Source organism: Deltaproteobacteria bacterium, from assembly GCA_016874735.1.
Classification (GTDB): Bacteria; Bdellovibrionota_B; Oligoflexia; order Oligoflexales; family CAIYRB01; genus CAIYRB01.
Map to the genome: position 1 here is coordinate 17,429 of VGTI01000029.1, position 20,469 is coordinate 37,897.

At 57.1% G+C, this 20,469-nt stretch carries 17 protein-coding genes; 9 read left to right on the forward strand and 8 right to left on the reverse strand.

Features of this window, described 5'->3' with window-relative positions; genetic code table 11:
• Positions 1–12: 12 nt before the first annotated feature.
• The 5 genes from FJ146_12110 to FJ146_12130 all read left to right on the forward strand — a co-directional run bounded on the left by FJ146_12110 (position 13) and on the right by FJ146_12130 (position 7,168).
• Positions 13–2,358 carry a DEAD/DEAH box helicase gene (locus tag FJ146_12110; GenBank protein MBM4252709.1) on the forward strand — a complete coding sequence of 782 codons (2,346 nt, stop codon included), beginning with the start codon at positions 13–15 and terminating at the stop codon, positions 2,356–2,358.
• A gap of 680 nt (positions 2,359–3,038) precedes the next feature.
• Positions 3,039–4,436, forward strand: coding sequence for a VWA domain-containing protein (locus FJ146_12115; protein ID MBM4252710.1), 1,398 nt, complete (start codon positions 3,039–3,041; stop codon positions 4,434–4,436).
• Between the two features lie 101 nt (positions 4,437–4,537).
• Positions 4,538–5,026 carry a glutathione peroxidase gene (locus FJ146_12120; protein MBM4252711.1) on the forward strand — a complete coding sequence of 163 codons (489 nt, stop codon included), beginning with the start codon at positions 4,538–4,540 and terminating at the stop codon, positions 5,024–5,026.
• A 231-nt stretch (positions 5,027–5,257) separates the two neighbouring features.
• A complete protein-coding gene (locus tag FJ146_12125) occupies positions 5,258–6,376 on the forward strand; it encodes a hypothetical protein (GenBank protein MBM4252712.1) in 1,119 nt (372 codons plus the stop codon).
• A gap of 12 nt (positions 6,377–6,388) precedes the next feature.
• Positions 6,389–7,168: a hypothetical protein gene (locus FJ146_12130; GenBank protein ID MBM4252713.1), complete on the forward strand. Its 780-nt coding sequence runs from the start codon at positions 6,389–6,391 to the stop codon at positions 7,166–7,168.
• A 37-nt stretch (positions 7,169–7,205) separates the two neighbouring features.
• On the opposite strand, the gene FJ146_12135 is transcribed toward FJ146_12130, so the two are convergent.
• Positions 7,206–7,613: a pentapeptide repeat-containing protein gene (locus FJ146_12135; GenBank protein MBM4252714.1), complete on the reverse strand. Its 408-nt coding sequence runs from the start codon at positions 7,611–7,613 to the stop codon at positions 7,206–7,208.
• A 66-nt stretch (positions 7,614–7,679) separates the two neighbouring features.
• A complete protein-coding gene (gap, locus tag FJ146_12140) occupies positions 7,680–8,681 on the reverse strand; it encodes a type I glyceraldehyde-3-phosphate dehydrogenase (protein MBM4252715.1) in 1,002 nt (333 codons plus the stop codon).
• Between the two features lie 183 nt (positions 8,682–8,864).
• Between gap and FJ146_12145 the strand changes: the two genes are divergently transcribed.
• Both FJ146_12145 and FJ146_12150 read left to right on the forward strand, forming a co-directional pair.
• Positions 8,865–9,599: a serine/threonine protein kinase gene (locus tag FJ146_12145; protein MBM4252716.1), complete on the forward strand. Its 735-nt coding sequence runs from the start codon at positions 8,865–8,867 to the stop codon at positions 9,597–9,599.
• On the forward strand, positions 9,590–10,444 hold the full coding sequence (locus FJ146_12150) for a serine/threonine-protein phosphatase (protein MBM4252717.1): 855 nt from the start codon (positions 9,590–9,592) through the stop codon (positions 10,442–10,444). Before FJ146_12145 ends, FJ146_12150 begins: the two co-directional genes overlap by 10 nt.
• Here FJ146_12150 and FJ146_12155 read toward each other — a convergent pair.
• The 6 genes from FJ146_12155 to purB all read right to left on the reverse strand — a co-directional run bounded on the left by FJ146_12155 (position 10,381) and on the right by purB (position 18,197).
• Positions 10,381–11,427, reverse strand: coding sequence for a low specificity L-threonine aldolase (locus FJ146_12155; GenBank protein ID MBM4252718.1), 1,047 nt, complete (start codon positions 11,425–11,427; stop codon positions 10,381–10,383). The genes FJ146_12150 and FJ146_12155 overlap by 64 nt on opposite strands.
• The gene (locus FJ146_12160; GenBank protein MBM4252719.1) at positions 11,424–12,185 is read right to left on the reverse strand and encodes a hypothetical protein; all 762 of its coding nucleotides are present in this window, start codon (positions 12,183–12,185) and stop codon (positions 11,424–11,426) included. Before FJ146_12160 ends, FJ146_12155 begins: the two co-directional genes overlap by 4 nt.
• A 213-nt stretch (positions 12,186–12,398) precedes the next feature.
• Entirely contained in the window at positions 12,399–13,436 is a 1,038-nt protein-coding gene (locus FJ146_12165; protein MBM4252720.1) for an ACP S-malonyltransferase, read from the reverse strand.
• A gap of 47 nt (positions 13,437–13,483) precedes the next feature.
• Entirely contained in the window at positions 13,484–15,688 is a 2,205-nt protein-coding gene (locus FJ146_12170) for an MFS transporter (protein MBM4252721.1), read from the reverse strand.
• A complete protein-coding gene (gene lpxD, locus FJ146_12175) occupies positions 15,685–16,731 on the reverse strand; it encodes a UDP-3-O-(3-hydroxymyristoyl)glucosamine N-acyltransferase (protein MBM4252722.1) in 1,047 nt (348 codons plus the stop codon). Before lpxD ends, FJ146_12170 begins: the two co-directional genes overlap by 4 nt.
• Positions 16,732–16,784: 53 nt before the next feature.
• Positions 16,785–18,197 (reverse strand): adenylosuccinate lyase, encoded by a 1,413-nt coding sequence (gene purB / locus FJ146_12180; protein ID MBM4252723.1) that lies wholly within the window; start codon positions 18,195–18,197, stop codon positions 16,785–16,787.
• Positions 18,198–18,391: 194 nt separating this feature from the next.
• On the opposite strand from purB, the gene FJ146_12185 reads away from it, so the two are divergent.
• Together FJ146_12185 and FJ146_12190 are read left to right on the forward strand one after the other, a co-directional pair.
• Positions 18,392–19,696, forward strand: a complete 1,305-nt coding sequence (locus tag FJ146_12185; GenBank protein ID MBM4252724.1) for an adenylosuccinate synthase — start codon at positions 18,392–18,394, stop codon at positions 19,694–19,696.
• A 25-nt stretch (positions 19,697–19,721) separates the two neighbouring features.
• Complete coding sequence (locus tag FJ146_12190; GenBank protein MBM4252725.1) at positions 19,722–20,444, forward strand: Fic family protein; 723 nt, start codon at positions 19,722–19,724, stop codon at positions 20,442–20,444.
• Positions 20,445–20,469: the final 25 nt, after the last annotated feature.

The following is a 20,469-nucleotide window of genomic DNA, read 5'->3' on the forward strand; positions in this document are numbered from 1 at the left end:
GTCAAGTAAGGCGTGAGTAAACGTCGCCGCAGTTCCCAGAGTTCCCCGAGTTCCCAGGGCTCCCGCAGTTCTCGCAGCTCGCGTGATAACCGCCACGACCGGCGCAAATCTGCCAAATCCGAGAGCGACTTCGCGCGACCGGGCAGGCGTGACGGTGGACGTGATTCTGAGCACGTTAATCCTGCAACGGCCAAGGCCAAGGCGGAGACAGAAGCGCAAATTCGTGCGTGGCTCGATGCTGCTATCGCGCCACCCACCCGCCAAGCAACGGGGGAAATAGCCCTAGATCCGTGGCAGGAGCAAGTGCTGGCGGCACTGATGGCTGGTGAATCGGTGGTGGTGGATGCACCAACAACGGCCGGCAAGACGCGTGCTGTTGAGGTTTTTTTCCGCGCGAAATTAAACGATCCACTCTTTCGCGCTGCCTACACAACCCCGGTCAAAAGTCTTTCCAATGACAAATTGCGCGAATTTCGCGCCATGTTTGGCTCGGAGAACGTGGGGATCGCCACCGGCGATATCAAAGAAAATTTGCACGCGCCTATTGTTGTCGCCACACTCGAGAGTTACCGCAACTCCCTGCTTGGCGTCGAGCCGGACCTCGGACGCACGTTAGTTGTGTTTGACGAATACCATTATCTCCAGGACGAGAGCCGAGGTAGCAGCTGGGAAGAGGCTCTGATCTTAACGCCGCAAGGCTGCCAGATCCTGCTGCTATCGGCCTCGGTGGCAAACGCCGAGCAGTTTACAGAGTGGCTGCGCGAGATTCACCCCCATCGCCCTTGCCGCTTGGTGCGCACGGAAAAACGTCCCGTGCCTCTCGTCGATCTGGTATTCCACGGTGGTCATTGGCTCCTGCCAAATACGCTACCATCGGGGTCGATGCGGCCGCCGCAGCCCGGCAGGCCTGATGCACCCGTGCGCCAAGAGACCATTGCGGAGCGCGCGGAAGGGCTGATGGCTCTAGGCCTCACACCGACCATCGTTTACTGTGGGCGCCGTCTAGCCTGCGAGACCATGGCAGCTATGATCTGTCGTCACTTATCGCCTTTATCGCCAGAGGAGGCCGAGCGTATCGGCGCCTCGCTTGCTGCCTCGCAAGAGGAGTTTCGCGGCCTTTCGTTCATCTCTCCGCAGCTCAGACAGATGCTACAAGTCTACGGCGTTGGCTATCACCACTCGGGCTTAGCGGCCCCCGCACGCATGGCGGTCGAGGCTTTAGTCAAAGACGGCCTACTGCGTTTTTGCGCGGCGACGATGGGCCTCAGTTTAGGCATCAACTTCTCGGTCAGATCAGCCCTGATCGCCGATTATCAGCGACCCGGCGAGTTAGGATTTACAGACTACGCACCCTCCGAGGTTCTGCAAATGTTAGGCCGTGCAGGCCGACGCGGCAAAGACGCCGTTGGTTTCAGTCTTTGGCCTTCGCCTGTGGCCTATAAGCGCCTTGGTAACGCGCAGCGTGATCGTATCACGTCGCGCCTGCGTAGCGATCCTACGACATTTCTTGGCTTGGTGGGGCGCGGATTTAGCCTGCGCGCGATCGAGAATTTTTACAGCAAGAGTTTTAGGCGTTTCACGGACCAGGGTATAGACCTCAGCCTCATGACGAAGTCTCGCCTTGTAAAAAAACTGAGCGAAAGGGATCTTCCCTGTGACTCACCAGCAGCCGCGGTGGCTGCGTTCTGGAACAAGCAGGAGTCCCCATGCACAGGTTGTCGTCTGCGCGCTAAATGTCATCCGATTCTGAAAGCCAAGAGCGCCGGATCACTCGCAGCACTACACGTGCATTTGCATAAAATTGGCGCCCTCAATGCCGACGAGTCCCTCAGTAACTTTGGCTCGATTGCGCGGTATTTTCCGCAGGCGGGGGGCCTGGTCATGGCGCGCCTCATCGCTGATCGGCAAATTACTCCGGATAATCTCAGCCGCGCCGTTGAACTTGCTGCCTCGATGACCTTAGCGCGCTTCAAAGAGCCAGGCACAGACGCCCGCTACCGCCTGCCATTTGGCGAGTACGGTGTCGAAGACATGTTGCTGCAGATGTATCCCTATGAATTATTTCCGGAGGTTTACGATCCACCATTCCGGCAGCGTACCTATCCAGTGATTCGGGAGTATAACCCGGCAGCCGGCTATGTGGTGCGGGAATGGATTCAAGGGATGCCGTGGAAAGACTTGATAGCCAATACCACCCATGAACACTACGGCACAGGTGATGTCATGTCACTGATCCTCCGTAGTGCCACCTACCTACAATCGATGGTTCAGGCTGGTATACCTCAACTAGCTGATTTGGCTAAAGATCTCCGAAGCATCATGCTCCGGGAGCCGCTCTCCTTTGTGCTTGCAATTTAATCTGTATTAAGAGTTGACATGCTGGGGGCAGGGTTGTAGAACCCTCCGCGTACAATCGAGGTCCCACCACCCGGATGTTGAGTAGCAGATTCACTAGAGTCTCCGCGCACTTGTATATCAGCTGTGACTAACAAGCAGACCGATGGGGCGACCGAGAGCGAGTTTGGCATCAGGCTTGCACTAACGGTTGTATCTGCTAGGAGCCCTGGTTACTTAGCAGAGTCTTAGAGAAAAATAGTTATGAATGGTTTTATGGTTTCTCGAAAAGCTCTACCGCTGCATTTAGTTACTGTCCTTTCCCGTTTCTGTTAGTACCGCACGTACTGTCTTATCCTTAGGTTATCCTTTCACAAATCGTTTCACCTTAGGTGGTCAGAGCTCAGGGGTCCCAACAAGGGACCCCTTCATCCATTCAGACGCGTAATCATCGGCTGACTGTTTAGACGTTTGACGGATGTCAAATCGATGGGGTGCGTCACCTCGAGCGAGACGTCGGCATCACACGCTGGTGGTGAGGCTAAGTCAAATCCCCCGTACGATCAGTAAGTTCCTCTACTTTAACTACATTTATCTAAAGTTTTTTTATTTACCAACCGACAGCCTCGCCGGAGTCGTTGAAGTCACCAGATTGAGAGTCTGGGACTATCGATTCCAGCTCACGCCAACTAGAGGATCACGCCATGCTGAAACGTGCACTAGGTGTAAGTCACAAACGCTCGACGTTTATGGTCGGATTAGGACTAGCTGCCACATTGGCAGCCTGCGGTAAGACCAACTTCGGCGAGCAAGTAGTGCAAACCGACCCGGCTCTCACCAACAGTGGACCGAAAGGAGCCGACGCCACCAAGGAGCAACTTCCCTACGGCACACCACCAACCAGCGAGGTAGAAAAATCAGGGTGGGTTACACCCGAGGTGCGCAATGCCGTCGATGCCTTACTCGGACGCTCGGAAGTCACGATCACCGTGGATGGACCAGGCGGAAACGGTGGTCCTGGCGGTGGCGGCGGTGATAATCCGGGCAACGGCCCCGGCGGCGCTCCAGGAGCTAACGGAGGTGGCGGCGACGGCCCCGGGCCCAACGACAGTATAGTCTCGCAGACCGATGGCCTCTTGTGGCTGACGTGCACCGAAAACGGCGGCGATGCGGGGCTTTTTAAATCTGAATTCTTCGGCAAAAAGGGCTCCAAAGTGCGCGTGGCTGGTGAGTTTTGTCCAACAGCCAAAATCCAGGGTGACGTCACCGTCCTCTTCCTGATTGACCACTCGGGATCCATGGAAGGTGCACCCAACGAAGGTCCGAACGATAAAACCACCAACGGCACCTGTGGCCGGCTGCAGGCTGCCCAAAGCCTCGTCGATGCCTACGCCAAGCTCAGTCTCATTAACGTAAAGGCGGGTGTGGTCGGGTTCTCCTCCGGAGCGCGCGTCCAGGTGCCAGTTGGCGGCATGGATCAGCTGAAGGCGAACCTCAAACCCGAAGTCTTCTGCGGTTCCGATGGACGCTTTGCCTTCACCAATTACGCGGCGGCATTGCAAACTGCCCAGCAGCAACTAGCATCGACGCCCGGTCAGAAAGTCGTCTATCTTATCTCGGACGGCTCACCCACCGTCGGTGGGACAGATCCCAAAGCATCAGGAGTCGCTGCGGCGCAGGCCTTACGGACGATACCTGACACTAGTCTCTACGCTCTGTTTGTTGGCTACAAAGGTGATCAGGCGAGCAACCCGCGCGGCTATCTTGAGCAGATCACCGGAGATGCCGGGCTAGTGCGCGTAACGAGCGGAGCGGCCGACTTAGTGAATGCCGCGAAACGCCTCGGTACCATACCTATTAAGATCAAATTAGAGGACACCAAAGGCAGCCTGGAGAACCCAGCGGGTACCACTGAAATCACCATCGAAGCGATGGATCAGCGCAAAGATGCTCCCGATCGATTCGTGTGGCGTTCCGCACCGTTTGAGTTAGTCGGTACGCCGGGAGGCGCGGCGCTAAATAAATTTACTGTCATGACAGTGAGCTCGCACGGGGATAAGCTAAATTCCGTAGCGGAGATTACTTATCACGAGAAACCGTAAAGAGGGTGCTTAAGATGTTGAGAGCTGTGGCCCGTAACTTGTACATTGGCATCTGTGCTGTTTTTCTCATGCTCCCCACCCTAAGTGCAAAGGACACTGCCATGGCCGCTTCTTTTTACGATTTCTCGGCTCAGTCTCTCGATGGCAAAGATGTTTCGATGGCTGAATTCAAGGGCAAAGTAGTTCTTGTCGTTAATGTCGCGAGTAAATGTGGTTTCACGCCCCAGTACACAGGACTGGAGGAGCTCTACAAGAAGTACAAAGAGCGCGGGCTTGTCATCCTCGGCTTTCCTTGCAATCAGTTCGGCAATCAAGAGCCAGGGTCATCAGCGGAGATTAAGCAATTTTGCAGCTTAAATTACCCTGTCAGTTTCCCGATCTTTTCCAAGGTTGAGGTTAATGGTGACCAGGCACACCCGCTCTACAACTACCTTAAGCGGGAGCAAACTGGGCTCCTTGGCACCGAGGCGGTGAAATGGAACTTCACCAAGTTTCTAGTCGATCGCAGTGGTAAAGTTGTGGATCGCTATGCACCACAGACCACACCAGAGAGTCTAGGACCCGACATTGAGAAACTGCTGGCACAGTGAGCCAGCAGCGGTGGTAGGGATCGATGTGCGCCTATGAGCGCCTGCATTTGCCAAAAGCGCAATAGCGCGAACTTTGTGTCATTGGTCATGACAGCTTAGGCGTCACGATCACGAGCAATTGCACGGCAAAATGCCGCGCCAAGGCAAGCATTTTGTCAGGTTTTCCCCTGTCCTACCGATGAGGCGATCGACAAAGAATATTGTCATCGAACTCTCGGTAGGATGTACCTCATGCGCCATGCATCGACCTTACAATCGACTTTACGTTGCATCATATTTGGGCTGACCAGTATTGCCGTCTCGCCGCGTCTTTATGCTGCCGAACCCGCGCAAATTGGGGAATCAGTTTACCGCAGCGCCTACTTTCTCGGTCGTGGCGATACGGGGATCGCCGAAGCTGATCGCGAGGACGCGATCTTCTATAACCCCGCAGGGATTGCTCAAGGCACCGGGATTTATAAGAAGACTGTGCTATTTTCCCCTCAGTTCGAGGTTTCGCAGGGTGTCCGTGACGTTGCCAAATCACTCTCCAACTCGACATCGAGTGCCGTCGATACGGTCAAGAACAACATCGGTAAGCCCATCAGCATTGGCTTGCAAAATTTTACGGGGCTCGTGCTGCGACGCGCAGCCCTCGGTCTTGTGGCCAGCAGTCATCTCAAGCTCGTGGCCTTTAACGACCCTGACTCAGGCGGCCTCCAGGCGATCGACGCTCAGGCAGACCAAACCTTGGGAGCCACGTTCACCTTGGCGGAGAAATTTCTGGGAGACCATCTTTTAGTCGGAGTCACTACCAAATACCTGCAAAGGGCACGCGGCGGCGTCACCGCAAGTGCTGCCGATATCGATACGATCCAGGCGCAACTCGACGATCAGAGCAAGTTTCTTGGCTACGGCTTTGGTAGCGGTGCCGACGTAGGCCTGATGTACAAAATTGGCGGCAAAATGAATCCCAGTTTAGGCCTCGTCTTCAATGATATTGGCGACACCCAAATCAAACCCAAGGAAACCACCGAACAGAACTTAAACCTTCTGCAAACAATCAACCTTGGACTTTCGCTGGAACCAGGCACACTGCAGAGCAAAGTCAAACTACTTTTTGATTATAAGGACATCACTGGCCGACACCACAAAAACCCCTACGAGCGCACCCACCTCGGGGCCGAAATTTCGGTGTGGAATCGCATCGGTCTGACCGGAGGCTTAAACCAAGGCTACCCCACTTTTGGGTTTTACACTGACATCTATGTCTTGAGGCTTGATGTAGGCACTTATGCTGAGGAAGCTTCAGACTACTTGGGACTGAGGCCCGATCGTCGTTACTTCTTGCGCCTCATCGCTGGCTTTTAAGGAGATCAAGGTATGAAATCACTTGGCATCAATCTAAAAAAACTATCCCGCCAAGCCACAGCCGCCGCAATGATGATCACGCTTGCGGGCTGTGGTCAGAGCATATTTTCTGGATTGCGCAAGATTGACCCGGCCGCTGAAGCCTGCCGCGAGCTGGAAAATGATGACCCTAATGCGGCGATATCGATCCTCACTAGCGCGCTAGAGGGAAGTCCAGGCAATGCACAGTATCTCTCGATACTAGCTACAGCCTATGCGCAGCGTGCCGGCGTGGATCCATTGTACTTGGCGCTCAACATGGGTACCGATTCAAGCAGTAGCAATAGCAGTAGTTTGGCTCTAGCCTCATCGGGATCGTCGTCAAGCTTCACAGCTATGTTTTCGCTGCTGCCATCACCAACGCAGACGGTGCTCGATGACATAGATTTGGCTGTCAGTATCCTGACTGACCAAATTGATGCGACCAGCAGGCAGCCAGGAGATCTGTTCAAAGGTGCGATTTTCATGACCGCATCGATGGTGCTTCATGTCAAAAAACTGGATACCTCTGGTGACGGCACTCTCACTGCGAGCGACCTTGCCTCTATGACAGAGGAAGACGCTCTGGCAATTCTCGGCAATCTATCCGCCGCCATCACTTTACTCGGCACCTCGGGCAGCGATGACGGAGGAGGTCAAGCAGCTGCGGCAGCGGCCGCGAGCCAACTCGAGGCATTCTCCAGCCAAATTACATCGAGCTCAGGTAGCACGGACTCTGAAAAACTCCGTACGTACTTGAGCTCGAGTTCATGATCTAGCTCCAGCAGCGCGTCCTCTAGGCCCTAAGTCTTTAGGACTTGGCCCCAACGCGGCAGCCTGTATCGACCGATGCCAAAATATCCTCACGTGGGATCAGCTCGGTCGGCAGCGATGCACGCCTGATGTTGGCATGGAAGAGAATGGCTCCACGCAACTTAGCGTAATCGAGATCGGCATCCTCTAAATTGGCGTTGGTGAAGTCGGCGCCCTCGAGGTTGGCGTTCCAAAGAGATGCACCACTCAAGTCTGCATTTTTAAAGCTGCAGTCCTTCAGGTTTGAATAGGAAAAGTTGGTGCCTCGCAGATCGCAATTCGAAAAGTCGATCTTAATGAGGTTGGCCTTCCGAATATCACGCTCACTGAGGTCACGACTCTCGGCAAGAAGTTCTAAAACCTCCTTGCGGGTCAGCGTCACCAACTTGTTACTATCCTTGCTCATCCATCACCTACTTAGTGTTGACCATGAACTGCTAAGACTCGCGCCGCGCTAGAACAGTCACCTCGCTTAGGCGAGGAGTCTAGCGACATCCAACATCCGCCAGCTAAAGCCAGTCTCGTTGTCATACCACGAGAGTATCTTAACCAGGTTCCCATTCATGACCGAAGTCAGCTCGGCATCTACTATAGACGAATGGCGATTGCCATTAAAGTCAGTTGAAACCAAAGGCTCATCGCTTACTGCCAGAACACCCTTAAGCGGACCAGCGGCGGCATCGCGCAGCAGTTGGTTGATCTCCTCCTTAGTCGTCGAGCGCTCGACCTCAAAGGTGACATCGACCACCGAGACGTTAGGCGTCGGCACTCGTACTGCGAGACCGTCCAGTTTACCCTTAAGTTCAGGCAACACGAGACCAATGGCTTTGGCTGCACCAGTCGAGGTCGGAATCATGCTGACCGCAGCTGCACGAGCACGCCGCAGATCTTTATGCGGTAAATCAAGAATGCGCTGATCGTTGGTGTACGAGTGAATCGTCGTCATTAAACCGCGCTTAATGGTCAGCTTGTCGTTCAGCACTTTAGCGACAGGAGCCAAGCAGTTGGTCGTGCAGCTACCGTTAGAGACGATTTTATGCACTGTTTTGTCGAGTTTGTGATGGTTGACACCCATCACTACAGTCAGATCCTCGTCCTTAGCCGGAGCTGAGATTAGAACTTTAGGAGCGCCAGCCTTAAGGTGCAGCTCGCAATCCTTACGGTTAGTGAAGATGCCACTGCATTCAAAGACGAGATCCACCTTCTTGGCAGCCCAAGGCAACTCAGCCGGGGATTTGATCGCCGAAACCGAAATTTCACGCCCATTAACACGCAGTGCACCGTCGGACGCCGTCACATCAGCGGCCAGAGTGCCATGGACGCTATCGTATTTGAGCATGTGCGCCAGCGTCTTTGTATCAGTCAGGTCGTTAATGTGTACGACCTCAATATCGTTGTTGCCACTTGCCAGAACCGCACGCATGACCGTGCGACCGATGCGTCCAAAACCGTTGATACCCACGCGAATCGTCATTTGCAGCTTCCTTTCACTCCAGCCAGTAACGCCATCTCAGGATGAATTTCTATATGTCAGCAACTATAAAAAATCCAGTCTTCCATTCATCTTGGCGCGCTTTCCGTCCCGGTCCCCCTACCAACCCCGCGTTCTTCTTGTTATCATCCCAGTGATGGAAAAGACCTTGAGGGGAAAGCACTTATGACTACGACGCCCAACAGCCACCGCGCCGGCGCCAGCTTTAACTTTGCCCCAGGCCAGGTACTCGCCCGCAAGTACCAGGTCGTGAGCCGCGTCAGCGCCCGGGCCAGCGGTGAACTCTACCTACTGAGCGAGCAGGCCACCGGTATCGAGCGCACCGCCAAGTTTTTCTCCCCAGCGCTAGATCCCAAAAATCGCATCGCTGGGGCCTGCGCGATGAAAATGCACCGCCTCCGCCAATGTGACATTCAGTTTCAGTACCGCACCCAGGAAACCATCTCCGTGGATGGGCGGGATGTGACATTTTTGGTATCGGATTATTTTCGTGGTGAAGAACTGCCCCGCTTTGTCGCCAGACAACCCGGTGGGCGGCTTTCTGCTTTTGAGGGGCTACATCTCTTGCATGCCCTCGCTCTCGGGGTCGAGCAGGTCCACAACCTCGGTGAGGCCCATGGCGATGTGGCCCCCGACAACGTTCTGGTGCGTCGGCGCGGCCTTGGCTTTCAGGCTAAGCTCATCGATCTCAAGCCAGGATTGCAGACCAAGACAGACGATTTAGCCGAAGACGTCGAAGCACTTCTTGCCATCTTTCAAAACATCATCGGCGGTAACAAGGCCTTTATTACCCTACCCAACGCCGTGAGGACTCTCTGCCAGCCGCGCCGCAAGGGTGCCCACCGTTTCCGCCATGCTGCAGACTTACGCCTCCATTTGGAAAATCTACCATGGACCTGAAGTCACAGGTATACACTGGCACCGACTGCACCGAGGCCCAGCTCCACCCCTTGGGGCCAGGTTTAGCGGCGGTATTTACGCAAAGGGCGCCCGACTCTACCGAGGTCAACGAAGACAGCTGCGCCATCATCCCCTACTCCGAGGATACGGGGGTACTCGTGGTGGCAGACGGTGCGGGGGGGCTCCCCGATGGCGCTCAGGCGTCGCAGATCACCGTCCAAACCATCCGCGCCACACTACGAGCAGCAAGTAAGAAAAACCTGGAGCTAAGGACGGCGATTCTGGACGCCATTGAAAAGGCCAACCGCGAGGTGCAAAAGCTCGGACTTGGTGCCGCGACAACCCTGGCCATTGCTGAGATTCAGGGCAAAAGGCTGCGCACCTATCATGTCGGCGACTCACAAATCATGGTGATCGGCCATACAGGTAAAATAAAGCTAAAGACCATGTCGCATTCGCCGGTCGGTTACGGCGTTGAGGCCGGATTTATCGAAGAACAAGACGCTATCATGCACGAGGAGCTGCATCTAGTTTCCAACCTGATCGGCTTTGATGCGATGCATATCGAAATCGGCACGGCTATCGATTTGTCGCCCAAAGACACCGTGATCATCGCCAGCGACGGACTTTTTGATAATTTGCGCAGCGAGGAGATCGCCGACAGCTGCCGCAGCAGCCAGCTCTTGGCGGTGAATCGCAAGCTTGTCGATGCTTGCCATGCCCGCATGACCAGCGCCGAGGACGGCGAACCATCCAAGCCCGATGACCTGACGATCATCACTTACCGGCGCAGCTCCGTCGACAGCGCGACCAACTCTGATGCTGCCAGTTCAGCCGCCGACTGATCGACTCCGAGATAGAAAACGGCCCGCAACCAGCCACCACCCATAGCGATCATGCGGACCCCGCGTTTGGCTAACGCCCGCTCGTGATCCAGTGCGGAGCCTTGAGTCAACCGGACATAGACCATGTTAGTCCCTGGGTCGGGGTACATCACCTCGAGCGGACAACCATTGCCAACAGCTTCACGCAGGATAGCAGCCATGCGGGCGGCAGCTCTATGATCCGCAGCAAGCCGTGAGCGATGATGTGCGAGGGCATATAGTCCGGCAGCCGCAAGATAACCGCCTTGGCGCATACCGCCGCCGGCGCGTTTGCGCAATTTGCGGGCACGCACCATGTGGGTCGCGCTGCCGACCAGCACGGAGCCTACGGGCGCACCCAAACCTTTGGACAAACAAACAGCCACCGTATCGCAGTGCGCCACCAGCTGAGCCTCACTGGTGCCCAGAGCGACCGCAGCATTCCAAAGCCGCGCCCCGTCACAGTGGACAGCCAGACCTAAGCTCTTGGCTGTGGTGCCAATACGCTCCATGGCTGCAAGGCTCAGGACCCGCCCGCCTCCGACGTTATGGGTGTTCTCGACCACAAGTAGCGCAGTGGCCGAGGTATGCAGAGACTCCGGCCTAAAGTTTGCTATCAGTACATCATCGGCCAGGGCTGCGGCCCGCGGCACACATTCGATCTGGACACCAGCCAAAGCGGCAGCAGCGCCAGCCTCAAAACGCAAAATATGGGCGCCCTCTTCGGCGATTACGGTATCGCCAGGACGCGTGTGCAGCTGGATGGCGATCTGGTTGGCCATGGTTCCCGACGGAACAAACATCGCCGCCTCTTTGCCGAGGATGCGCGCCGTCTCGGCCTCGAGCCTAGCCACTGTGGGGTCCTCACCAAAGACATCGTCACCGACCTCTGCTGCCATCATGACAGCAAGCATGGCATCGGTCGGCTTCGTAAGCGTGTCGGACCTCAGATCGGCGCGCGTCATGGGGTTGGGTGCTCCTGGCGCGGGAACGGTATCACTTTGGCTTCAACCTCCGCCTTTGATGGCTGCGGATGAGCTCCAGGCGCCGTTGACGGCGGCGGACCGCGTTTGACCGGTCCTCCCGGTCCACGCGTCGCACCCTGGCGGCGCGACGAGACCGGAGACTGCGGGCGCGGCGGCGACGGACTTGCCGGCGCCGGGGGAGCGGGCTGATTGGACTTCACAAACATTGTCGCTAGGCCCTGTCCGTCCAGTAAGCGGCCGGCCGCTAACCCGGCGCGCACGAGATGCGCCGTTTTGGCATCAAGCTCGGCCAAGCCCGGCAGGCGATCGATGGACATACTCTTTTTAGCGCGGATCACCACCAACATCGCATCATCGATGTGTCCCGCGTGCAGATAGGCTCGGGTAAGCACCGTGTAAAAGTCCTCGAGCACACGACGACGTACGCGTGAATTAGGGCGCTCGCGCGTATAATCCTCGGTCGCACCCACCAGGCCCTCGAGCTGTGCAATGGCGGAATCAAAATGTCCGAGACGCCAATCGATGGCAGCGCGAATCGACCGCGCCATGAGTCCCTGAGGCACGAGCACCCACATGTACCATACGGCTCTCTCGATCACGATGGGGCCACGCAGCACACCGAGTGGCCCAAGAATGAGTCCATAAATCGCAAGTAATACTGCGCCGAGGATGTCGACTGCCATAGCAATCGGATTTGTCCCGCGAGTGGCCCTAGGCGTCGCCCGGGTGTGCGCCATAACTTGCTCTCCAAAAGCTCGAATACGTTCAGTTGGGGGGAACACTGCTGCGACGAGCATAGACGTGACCCGTGTCATACCCCACGCTGTGACGCGTCACAACCAGGGACTTCGCTTGGTTCACGTTCTTGATCGCACTGCTTGCTAATAAAGATGCGAATCAGCCTGTTTACAAGCCACAGGGCGTAAAAAAAATGTAAAATGCAGGTGTTCCTATACCACCAAAGGGGCCTGATCCGGGCGTCCCATCGCCACCAAGAATGGCTCCGCCGCCTGGCGGCGCGTAAAATCACCTTTATTTTCAAGACCAAGCCACCGATTTTCGATCAGTATCTGACCGATAGCACCGCCAGATGTGGCGCCAGGACCGAGCAAGATCAGGTAATCAGGGGCAAATTCTTTAAGTGCGACAGACACTGCACGGCTGAAATCATAGGTTGCATACACCTGATGGCCGAGTGTGTACGCGCGTAATTCACGAGGATCTGTGCTGTATGGCTGCCAAATGTGACCACGACCGTCGATCAGCGGCAACTTAGGAGCCTGAAATATATCCGTGCCAAATGTGGCAAAGGCGCGTTCAGAGATGCCGTTCAAAAGGGGCGTGTGAAAGGCCGCGTGATTCACAAGGACAAACGGGTATTTGTTGTCGTCCACTGGTGGAAGCGCTTTCATCAGAAGCTGCAGCGCTGGTTCGTTGCCACCGATGATGGCGTAACCACCAAAGTGTATGCTGGGATGCGCCTCACACCCTGGCGTCGCCTGAACATCGGCCAAGGCCTTGGCGAGCGAGGCGGCACGCTCTGGGGCATAACGCCAATCCTCGTCGACCACAGGGTAAATCAGCTGCCCACCAATGATACCGCCGCGCATCATGCTGCCCATGCCGTGGATCAGGGAGAACGCACCGGCCTCGTCGAGAGATCCTCCAAGGGCCAGGGTCGTGTACCACCCCATCGAGTTACCCGTGACGGCAACGATCTCAATCTTGTCTTGGCTAATGGCCATAAAGTCAGCCGCCGAGCAGGCATAAATCAGGGTCGAAGCGTATTCGCCAGGCGTATGCGTCTTTAGACTAAAGGTCTTGGCACCATCAAGAGCACTGACCGTGGGCTCGCCCAAAGCCGCGAGCCGCGAGTCTAGCCGACTAAGAAAATTGTCTACCCGCGGACGGTGGCGGTTCAGATAACCGAGCTCGGTCTTGGTGTAAGTGCCTCGTCCTGGGCATATGACTACTGCAGTTTTACGCATATGTTTTGGTCCGTTTCGCAAGTTTTAGGACTAAGGAGCACGCAGTTCTAAGCGGAAATCTCCAAAGCAGCCGCCACGATGGCCTCCTTGCTCGGCAGTAGCACCGTCGCCGCGCGGCCGAGTGGGATGAAACAGTCTTCCGCCGTGACGCGGCGGATCCGCGGCAGCTTCTTCATGTGCTCCACGAGCAGCGTCACCAGAGCTTCGCTTTGGGAACCGGTGCGCCGGCATTCGTCCACGATCAAGACGGCTTTGACATCTTCCACCGCTGCGGCAATGGCCTCAGCATTGAGCGGAGCTAGCCACCTCAGGTCAATAATCTTAGCCTTGAGCTTATGTTTAGTCTCGAGCTCGTGCACGGCCTGGCGCGATAGATAGGTACCGTTGCCGTAGGTGATGATGGCTAGTTTTTTGCTCTCGCCGTAGACACCAAATTCACCGACTGGGATCTCACGCTCAGGCTCCGGATAGCGCGCCAACCAGCCGCCATCATTTGCGGTGACGAGGTCCTTGGTCATGTAGAGCGCAATGGGCTCGACGAAGACCACCACACGTTGCTCCAAGTAGGCCGCCCTGACGGCACTACGCAGCATCATCGCGGCATCATCTGGAGTCGCAGGACAGGCTATGATGACGCCCGGCAGGTCGCGGAACACAGCCAGCGAATTATCGTTGTGGAAGTGACCACCAAAGCCTTTCTGATAAGCCAGACCCGCCACCCGGACGACCATGGGGTTGGTGAAGCGCCCCTCGGAGAAAAAGGACAAAGTCGAGGCCTCGCCGCGTAGCTGATCCTCAGCATTGTGCACGTAGGCCAGGAACTGAATCTCCGGTATGGGCAAAAATCCATTGTGCGCCATGCCGATGGCAGTACCCAGGATACTCGTCTCGTCGAGTAGCGAGTTGAACACCCGGCGCGGGCCAAACTTCTGATGGAGACCGTTGGTGACATTGTAAACGCCGCCCTTTTGCGCGACGTCTTCGCCAAAAACCACAGTATTTTTATAGCGCAACAAAACATCCGCCAGAGCCCAGTTAAGGAGCTTGGCCATATGCTGCGGCTTATCCATGTAACGCCAATCGCTGCCAAATAGCTTTTGCCGCTCAGCCTCAGTCGGTAGCGGTGGCAGCGCCTCCTGACGTACTGGCGGGATGACGCTGGCCATCACCTCGGGCGAGGTGAGCAGTTTGGGCCGCACGATAGCATGCTCGGCCGCGCGATTGACGCGAGCGCGTACCGATTCATAAAGATGCAGCACTTCGTCCGCACTGAGTACACCCTCGCGGATCAGCAGACTCGCTGAGTGCAGCAAGGGATCATCGCTCTCAGCCCGCTCTATCTGCGCGTTGCTAAGGTACTGCTGCTCCATATCCGATCCAGCATGGCCGAGGAGCCGCACCGTTTGCATATGAAGGAACGCAGGCCGCCGTGTGCGCCGCGTATAGTCCACCACGGCCATGGCGGCTTCGTAGGTCGATGCCAGATCGCGGCCGTCGCACTGCACATAGCGCATGGCTGGTTTGCTAGCTGCCACAGTCGAGAGCCAGCCCCCAGGTGTCGCCACCGATATGCCGATGCCGTTGTCCTCGCAAATAAACACGATCGGTACCGGCACGTTCTGGTAGGCTGCCCACGAGGCCGCGTTAAAAGCGCTGAGCGCCGTCGCATGATTATGCGAGGCATCGCCAAAGTTGCAGAGCACGACGGCGTCGTGCGGCACCGTGCTCTCAAGTCCTAAGTCTTGCGCCCGGCGAATCGACAGCGCCATGCCCACTGCCTTGGGCAAGTGCGAAGCGATGGTGCTAGTCTGCGGCGGTACTAAGAGTGGCAGACTGCCAAATACTTTATGCCGCCCACCCGAGATCGGATCCTCGGCCGAGGCGGCGAGCGAGAGCAGCATGTCCCAAATCGGCGTCGAGCCGGCGAGCTGCTTTTGCCGCTGAAGAAATAGAGCGCCGCTGCGGTAGTGCAGGAACGCCATGTCGGTCAGCTTGAAGGTCATGCCAAAAACGGCGTTACCCTCGTGTCCCGAGCTACCAATCGTATAAAAGCTTTCGCCGCGGGTCTTCAGCAGGCGCGCCGTCAGGTCGAGATGACGACTCATCACCTGCGATTCGAAAAGGTCGCAAGCCGCCGTCGGCGATAGGCCTGCAGCTGCGAGGCTGAGTCCCGTGCGCGACTCGGGCAAGGTGCCAGCGCGGACACATTTACTGAAGTTTATATCGACGATGTCGGCACGATTAGTGCTCATGGCGCCTCGTTGGCTTTAGTCATTGCTGCAATGGTGGCTTCCAAGCTCTTTATTCTATCCTCCAACGAGGTGAATCGGCGAGCGCGGGCAATTTGTCGTCGCCACTCACCAGCAGGTTGGGCAGGAAAGCCGATGTAAACCCCTTCTTCATCGAGATCCTTGGTCACACCCGAGCAGGCTCCGACCTGGACTTTGTCAGCCAGCCGGACCTTGTTGGTGACACCGGTATGGCCACCGATGACCACCCAGTTGCCGAGGTGCGCAGATCCGGCCAGGGCCGCATAAGCGCACATAATGCAATGCTCGCCTGTTGAGGTCCCGTGCGCCATATGGGTGTGATCATCCATCTTGGTCCCGCGCCCGACGACCGTGTGCTCGAGAGCACCGCGGTCGACCGTCGACAAGGCACCAATCTCAACATCGTCATTGATGATGACGCCACCAATCTGCGGAATCTTGGCGTGACCGTCTGCACCAGGAGCGAAGCCAAAACCATCAGCACCGATCACCGTGCCGGCATGAATCAGAACGCGTTTACCGATTTGTACGTCGGCCTCGATCACGGCATTGGCCTTGACCACCGTGTCCTCGCCGATCACAACCCGCTCGCCAACATAGACCCCAGGGTAGAGCACCACGCGCGGCCCAATCTTGGTACCGGCGGCGACGTAGGCAAAGGGGTAAACCGTAGCGGTGGCGTCGATCTCAGCTGCGGGATCAATATGCGCCGTCGGCGCGCGTCCCGGCGTTTCTTTCTTGGGGGGATAAAACACCTGGGCCGTGCGAGCGAACGCCCAGTAGGGATTCTTGTGTACCAGCTGCGCTCCTTTGACCTCGGGCCGCGCCTTGCCGACGATCACGGCGCTTGCCGCAGTGCTACCGAGATACTGGGCGAAGTCTTCGCTGGCGATGAAGGTCACACTGCCCGGCCGCGCCGTCGCAATGGGTTCAACACCACGGACCTCGAGATCCCAACCCCCCGCCGTCGCCGGTGGAGGAATTAGTTCTGCGCCTAAATATTTAGCCAACTCACTGAGCAGCATGCCGCCTCCCGCGCTGTCTTAGCCTGATGTCCAAGCCTGATGTCGTAACGTGGTTACTGGGTGACTGACGTCGCGAAGTCGCGCGCCAGCTTCTCCGCCAGTCCAGTATAGCCAGTCGGAGTCATGGCTGATAACTGCTTCTTCACCTCTGCCGGCAACTCCTGACAGTCCGCAATTACGGCAAGCAACGTCTCACGCGTCACGGCCTTGCCGCGGGTCGCAGCCTTGAGCCGCTCGTAAGCATCGACCACGCCGTGGCGCCGCATCACGGTCTGCACCGGCTCGGCAAGGACCTCCCAGGCTTCGCCAAGATCGCGCTCAATAGCCGCGGGTGCCGCAATGATCTTGCCGAGGCCGCGCAGCAGCGACCGCCAGCCAAGCTCGCTGTGGCCCACAAGTTCCCCGATCGCCCGCAGCACGGTCGAGTCACTCAGATCGCGCTGCCAGCGCGAGATCGGTAACTTGTCGGCAAAGTGGCGGGCTATGGCATTGGCGATACCAAAGTTGCCCTCGGCGTTCTCAAAGTCGATGGGGTTGACCTTGTGCGGCATCGTGCTCGAGCCGACCTCACCCGCTTTGACCCGCTGTTTGAAGTAGCCTATCGACACGTAGGACCAAATGTCACGGCTTAGTCCGATCAGTAGCGTATTGATGTGAGCCAGCACGCCCGCGAACTCGACAAGAGAATCGTGATTTTCAATCTGCGTCGTCAGTGGGTTAAAACTAAGACCAAGCCGCTCCTCGACAAAGGACCGCGCCACACGCGGCCAGTCGAGTTCGGGGAAAGCGGCCACATGCGCGTTGTAGTTGCCGACCGCGCCGTTGATCTTGCCGTCGATCTGCAGGGCGTTGAGAAAGATCATCTGCCGCTGAAGGCGGTGGCCAAACACCGCCAACTCTTTACCTAGCGTGGTAGGCGTCGCCGTCTGCCCGTGCGTTCGAGCCAACATCGGCAAGGCAGCGTACTCAGCCGCCTTGGCTGCGAGGTCCTGCAAGATCTCCTGCAGCAGGGGCAAGATCCGATGCTCGCGCAAATCGCGAAGCATCAGGGCGTAGGCCAGGTTGTTGATATCCTCAGAGGTGCAGGCAAAGTGGATGAACGCCAGAGTCTTATTGGTTGCACCGGCAGCTTTCAGCCGCTCTTGCAGATAGTACTCGACGGCCTTGACGTCGTGGTTGGTGGTGCGTTCGATCTCTTTGACGAGACGTTGCCAATCGTCCGCCTTGGATGTTGCCAGCTCACGTAGGACTGCGGCACAGGCGGGGCTCAGTTCTAAGTACTTCTGCGTCTCGGGAAGTACTGCGAGATGGAGCACCCACTGCACCTCGACCTGCGCCCGGTAGCGGATCAGAGCCCCCTCGCTGACGAAGCGCCCAAGCCCGCTTAGTTGCCCGCCGTAGCGGCCGTCCAGGGGTGAAATGGCCCATAGGTTATCAAAACTTGCCGCTCCCGTTCCGCCGCTCATAGCCTGTACCACCGTCTGCTAATTCTGGTTCGTCGCGTCGCGACGTTTCATATCACGCTGATGCGGTGACTTCCAGTGGACAGCGGCTGGATGGTCGTCTACAACTGGGTCGAAATACACTTAGCGATTCTGAGCGTTTTCATCCCTGCGATCACGAGCAACATCTAAGCACTACGTAGCCGAGAGACCACCCCATGAACGCACTAGCCCAGCCCGGTAACCAAAAGGCCATCAACACGTCCACCACCGTCCTCATCGGCGCCCAGTGGGGCGACGAAGGCAAGGGTAAATGGATCGACTCCCTGGCAGCTGAGGCAGAGCTAGTCGTGCGCTATCAGGGCGGCAACAACGCCGGCCATACTCTCTACGTTAACGGCAAAAAAATTGTGCTGCATCAGCTGCCCAGCGGCATCTTCCATGACGGCCAGGTCAGTGCCCTAGCGGCTGGCGTCGTCGTCAATCCGGCGCAGCTGGTGATTGAGATGGAACGGGCGGCAGAATTTGGCGTGACGCTGCACCCGAGCCGTCTCTGGCTTTCGGGCCGCGCCCATGTCATCACACCTTGGCATATCTACCTAGACGAGCAGCGCGAAAGCCGTAGCCACGGGGCGATTGGCACCACTAAGCGCGGCATTGGCCCGACATACTCAGACAAGGCCTCGCGTTCTGGTCTGCGCCTAGGTCACTTTGTGAACGAGACGAGTCGCAAGCGTTGGCTGCAGCAGATGCGCGAGCTGCATCCCGAATTCACGAAGGTCCTGCATGACCGCCATGAGGCCTGGGTGGCATTTGAGGCGGCAGCTACAAGGCTGGCTCCCTTTGTCACCGATGCAGAGGCCAAGATTCGCACTGCCGTTGCGGCAGGTAAAAAAGTGCTGCTCGAGGGCGCTCAGGGCGCGCTGCTCGATATCGACCACGGTACCTACCCTTTCGTCACCAGCAGCACGACGGGATCGGCAGGCGCTTGCCAGAGCATCGGCCTGGCTCCGCGGCATATCGGTGCTTGCATCGGCATTGCTAAGGGCTACGTCACCCGAGTCGGTGCGGGCCCATTCCCGACCGAGCTTCATGACGAAGTCGGCAAGTCCCTCGCCGCCAAGGGGCAGGAGTTTGGTGCGACGACGGGCCGACCACGGCGCGTTGGTTGGCTAGATGCCGTGGCGCTGCGTTACGTCGTCGACGTCAATGGTCTAAGCGGTGTCATCCTCAACAAAATGGACATCCTGACTGGCCTCAAAGAGGTCAAGATCGCTGTTGCCTACCGTCACCCCACCGAGGGCGAGCTCACCACCATGCCGTGGGATACCGAAGTGCTGGAGCAGTGCCAGCCCGTCTACGTAACACTACCGGGCTGGAGCGAGGAGATCCCACGCAGCGGCAAGATCGCTGATCTACCTGCGGCGGCGCGTCAGTTCGTGGCCGAGGTGGAGCGCCACATCGGCGCACCGGTGATGATGGTCGGCACGGGACCGAATCGTGGTGATGCCCTTTATCGCTGACTTAGGTGACGGAACGGTGCATCCCATGCTGCTTGATGAGATCGATAGGCTAAAGTCTGAAATCGACAAACTGCGACCGTTTGAGGGCCGCGGCCTAGATCAGCTTAAGGCCTATTACCGCATCGGTCTCACGTATACGAGCAACGCTCTGGAAGGCAACTCTTTGACAGAGTCTGAGACCAAGGTGCTGCTCGAAGACGGGCTCACTGTCGGCGGCAAACCTCTGCGCGATATTTACGAAGCCACTGGGCACGCCAAAGCTTACGATCACATGTACACGCTGCTGAGTAACCCAACCATAACAGCAGCCGATGTCCTAGCTTTACACCGGCTGTTTTACCACCAGATCGATAGCAGTCAGGCCGGTGCCTACAGGCAAGAACCAGTCATCATCAGCGGGTCGCAATATCCCACTGTCGCTCCGAGCAAGATCAAAAACGCAATGAGCGACTTTTTTGATTGGCTTAGTCGCCACGAATCGTCCCTGCACCCGGTAACTTTTGCCGCCGAGGCACACAAACGATTTGTATTTATACACCCATTCATCGATGGTAACGGGCGCGTTGCGCGCCTTCTGATGAATCTTTGCCTCCTCCGTCGCGGATATACGATCGCTATTATTCCGCCGGTTCTCCGTGCGTCCTACATTGCACGCCTAGAAGAGGCCCATGTTGATGATGGGCCGTTCATGAAATTCATTGCTGAGCGCGTTTTAGAGACGCAGCGAGACTTGCTGCGCCTCTTTTAGATCAATCGCGGAACGATCGAAGCTG

Coding starts and splice junctions, on each gene's coding strand:
- FJ146_12125 (MBM4252712.1), top strand. CDS start 5,258: ATGCGCCATGCATCGACCTTACAATCGACTTTACGTTGCATCATATTT.
- FJ146_12150 (MBM4252717.1), top strand. CDS start 9,590: ATGGACCTGAAGTCACAGGTATACACTGGCACCGACTGCACCGAGGCC.
- FJ146_12190 (MBM4252725.1), top strand. CDS start 19,722: ATGCTGCTTGATGAGATCGATAGGCTAAAGTCTGAAATCGACAAACTG.
- FJ146_12170 (MBM4252721.1), bottom strand. CDS start 15,688: ATGAGCACTAATCGTGCCGACATCGTCGATATAAACTTCAGTAAATGT.
- purB (MBM4252723.1), bottom strand. CDS start 18,197: ATGAGCGGCGGAACGGGAGCGGCAAGTTTTGATAACCTATGGGCCATT.
- FJ146_12160 (MBM4252719.1), bottom strand. CDS start 12,185: ATGGCGCACACCCGGGCGACGCCTAGGGCCACTCGCGGGACAAATCCG.
- FJ146_12135 (MBM4252714.1), bottom strand. CDS start 7,613: ATGAGCAAGGATAGTAACAAGTTGGTGACGCTGACCCGCAAGGAGGTT.
- gap (MBM4252715.1), bottom strand. CDS start 8,681: ATGACGATTCGCGTGGGTATCAACGGTTTTGGACGCATCGGTCGCACG.
- FJ146_12155 (MBM4252718.1), bottom strand. CDS start 11,427: ATGACGCGCGCCGATCTGAGGTCCGACACGCTTACGAAGCCGACCGAT.
- FJ146_12130 (MBM4252713.1), top strand. CDS start 6,389: ATGAAATCACTTGGCATCAATCTAAAAAAACTATCCCGCCAAGCCACA.
- FJ146_12115 (MBM4252710.1), top strand. CDS start 3,039: ATGCTGAAACGTGCACTAGGTGTAAGTCACAAACGCTCGACGTTTATG.
- FJ146_12120 (MBM4252711.1), top strand. CDS start 4,538: ATGGCCGCTTCTTTTTACGATTTCTCGGCTCAGTCTCTCGATGGCAAA.
- lpxD (MBM4252722.1), bottom strand. CDS start 16,731: ATGCTGCTCAGTGAGTTGGCTAAATATTTAGGCGCAGAACTAATTCCT.
- FJ146_12145 (MBM4252716.1), top strand. CDS start 8,865: ATGACTACGACGCCCAACAGCCACCGCGCCGGCGCCAGCTTTAACTTT.
- FJ146_12185 (MBM4252724.1), top strand. CDS start 18,392: ATGAACGCACTAGCCCAGCCCGGTAACCAAAAGGCCATCAACACGTCC.
- FJ146_12165 (MBM4252720.1), bottom strand. CDS start 13,436: ATGCGTAAAACTGCAGTAGTCATATGCCCAGGACGAGGCACTTACACC.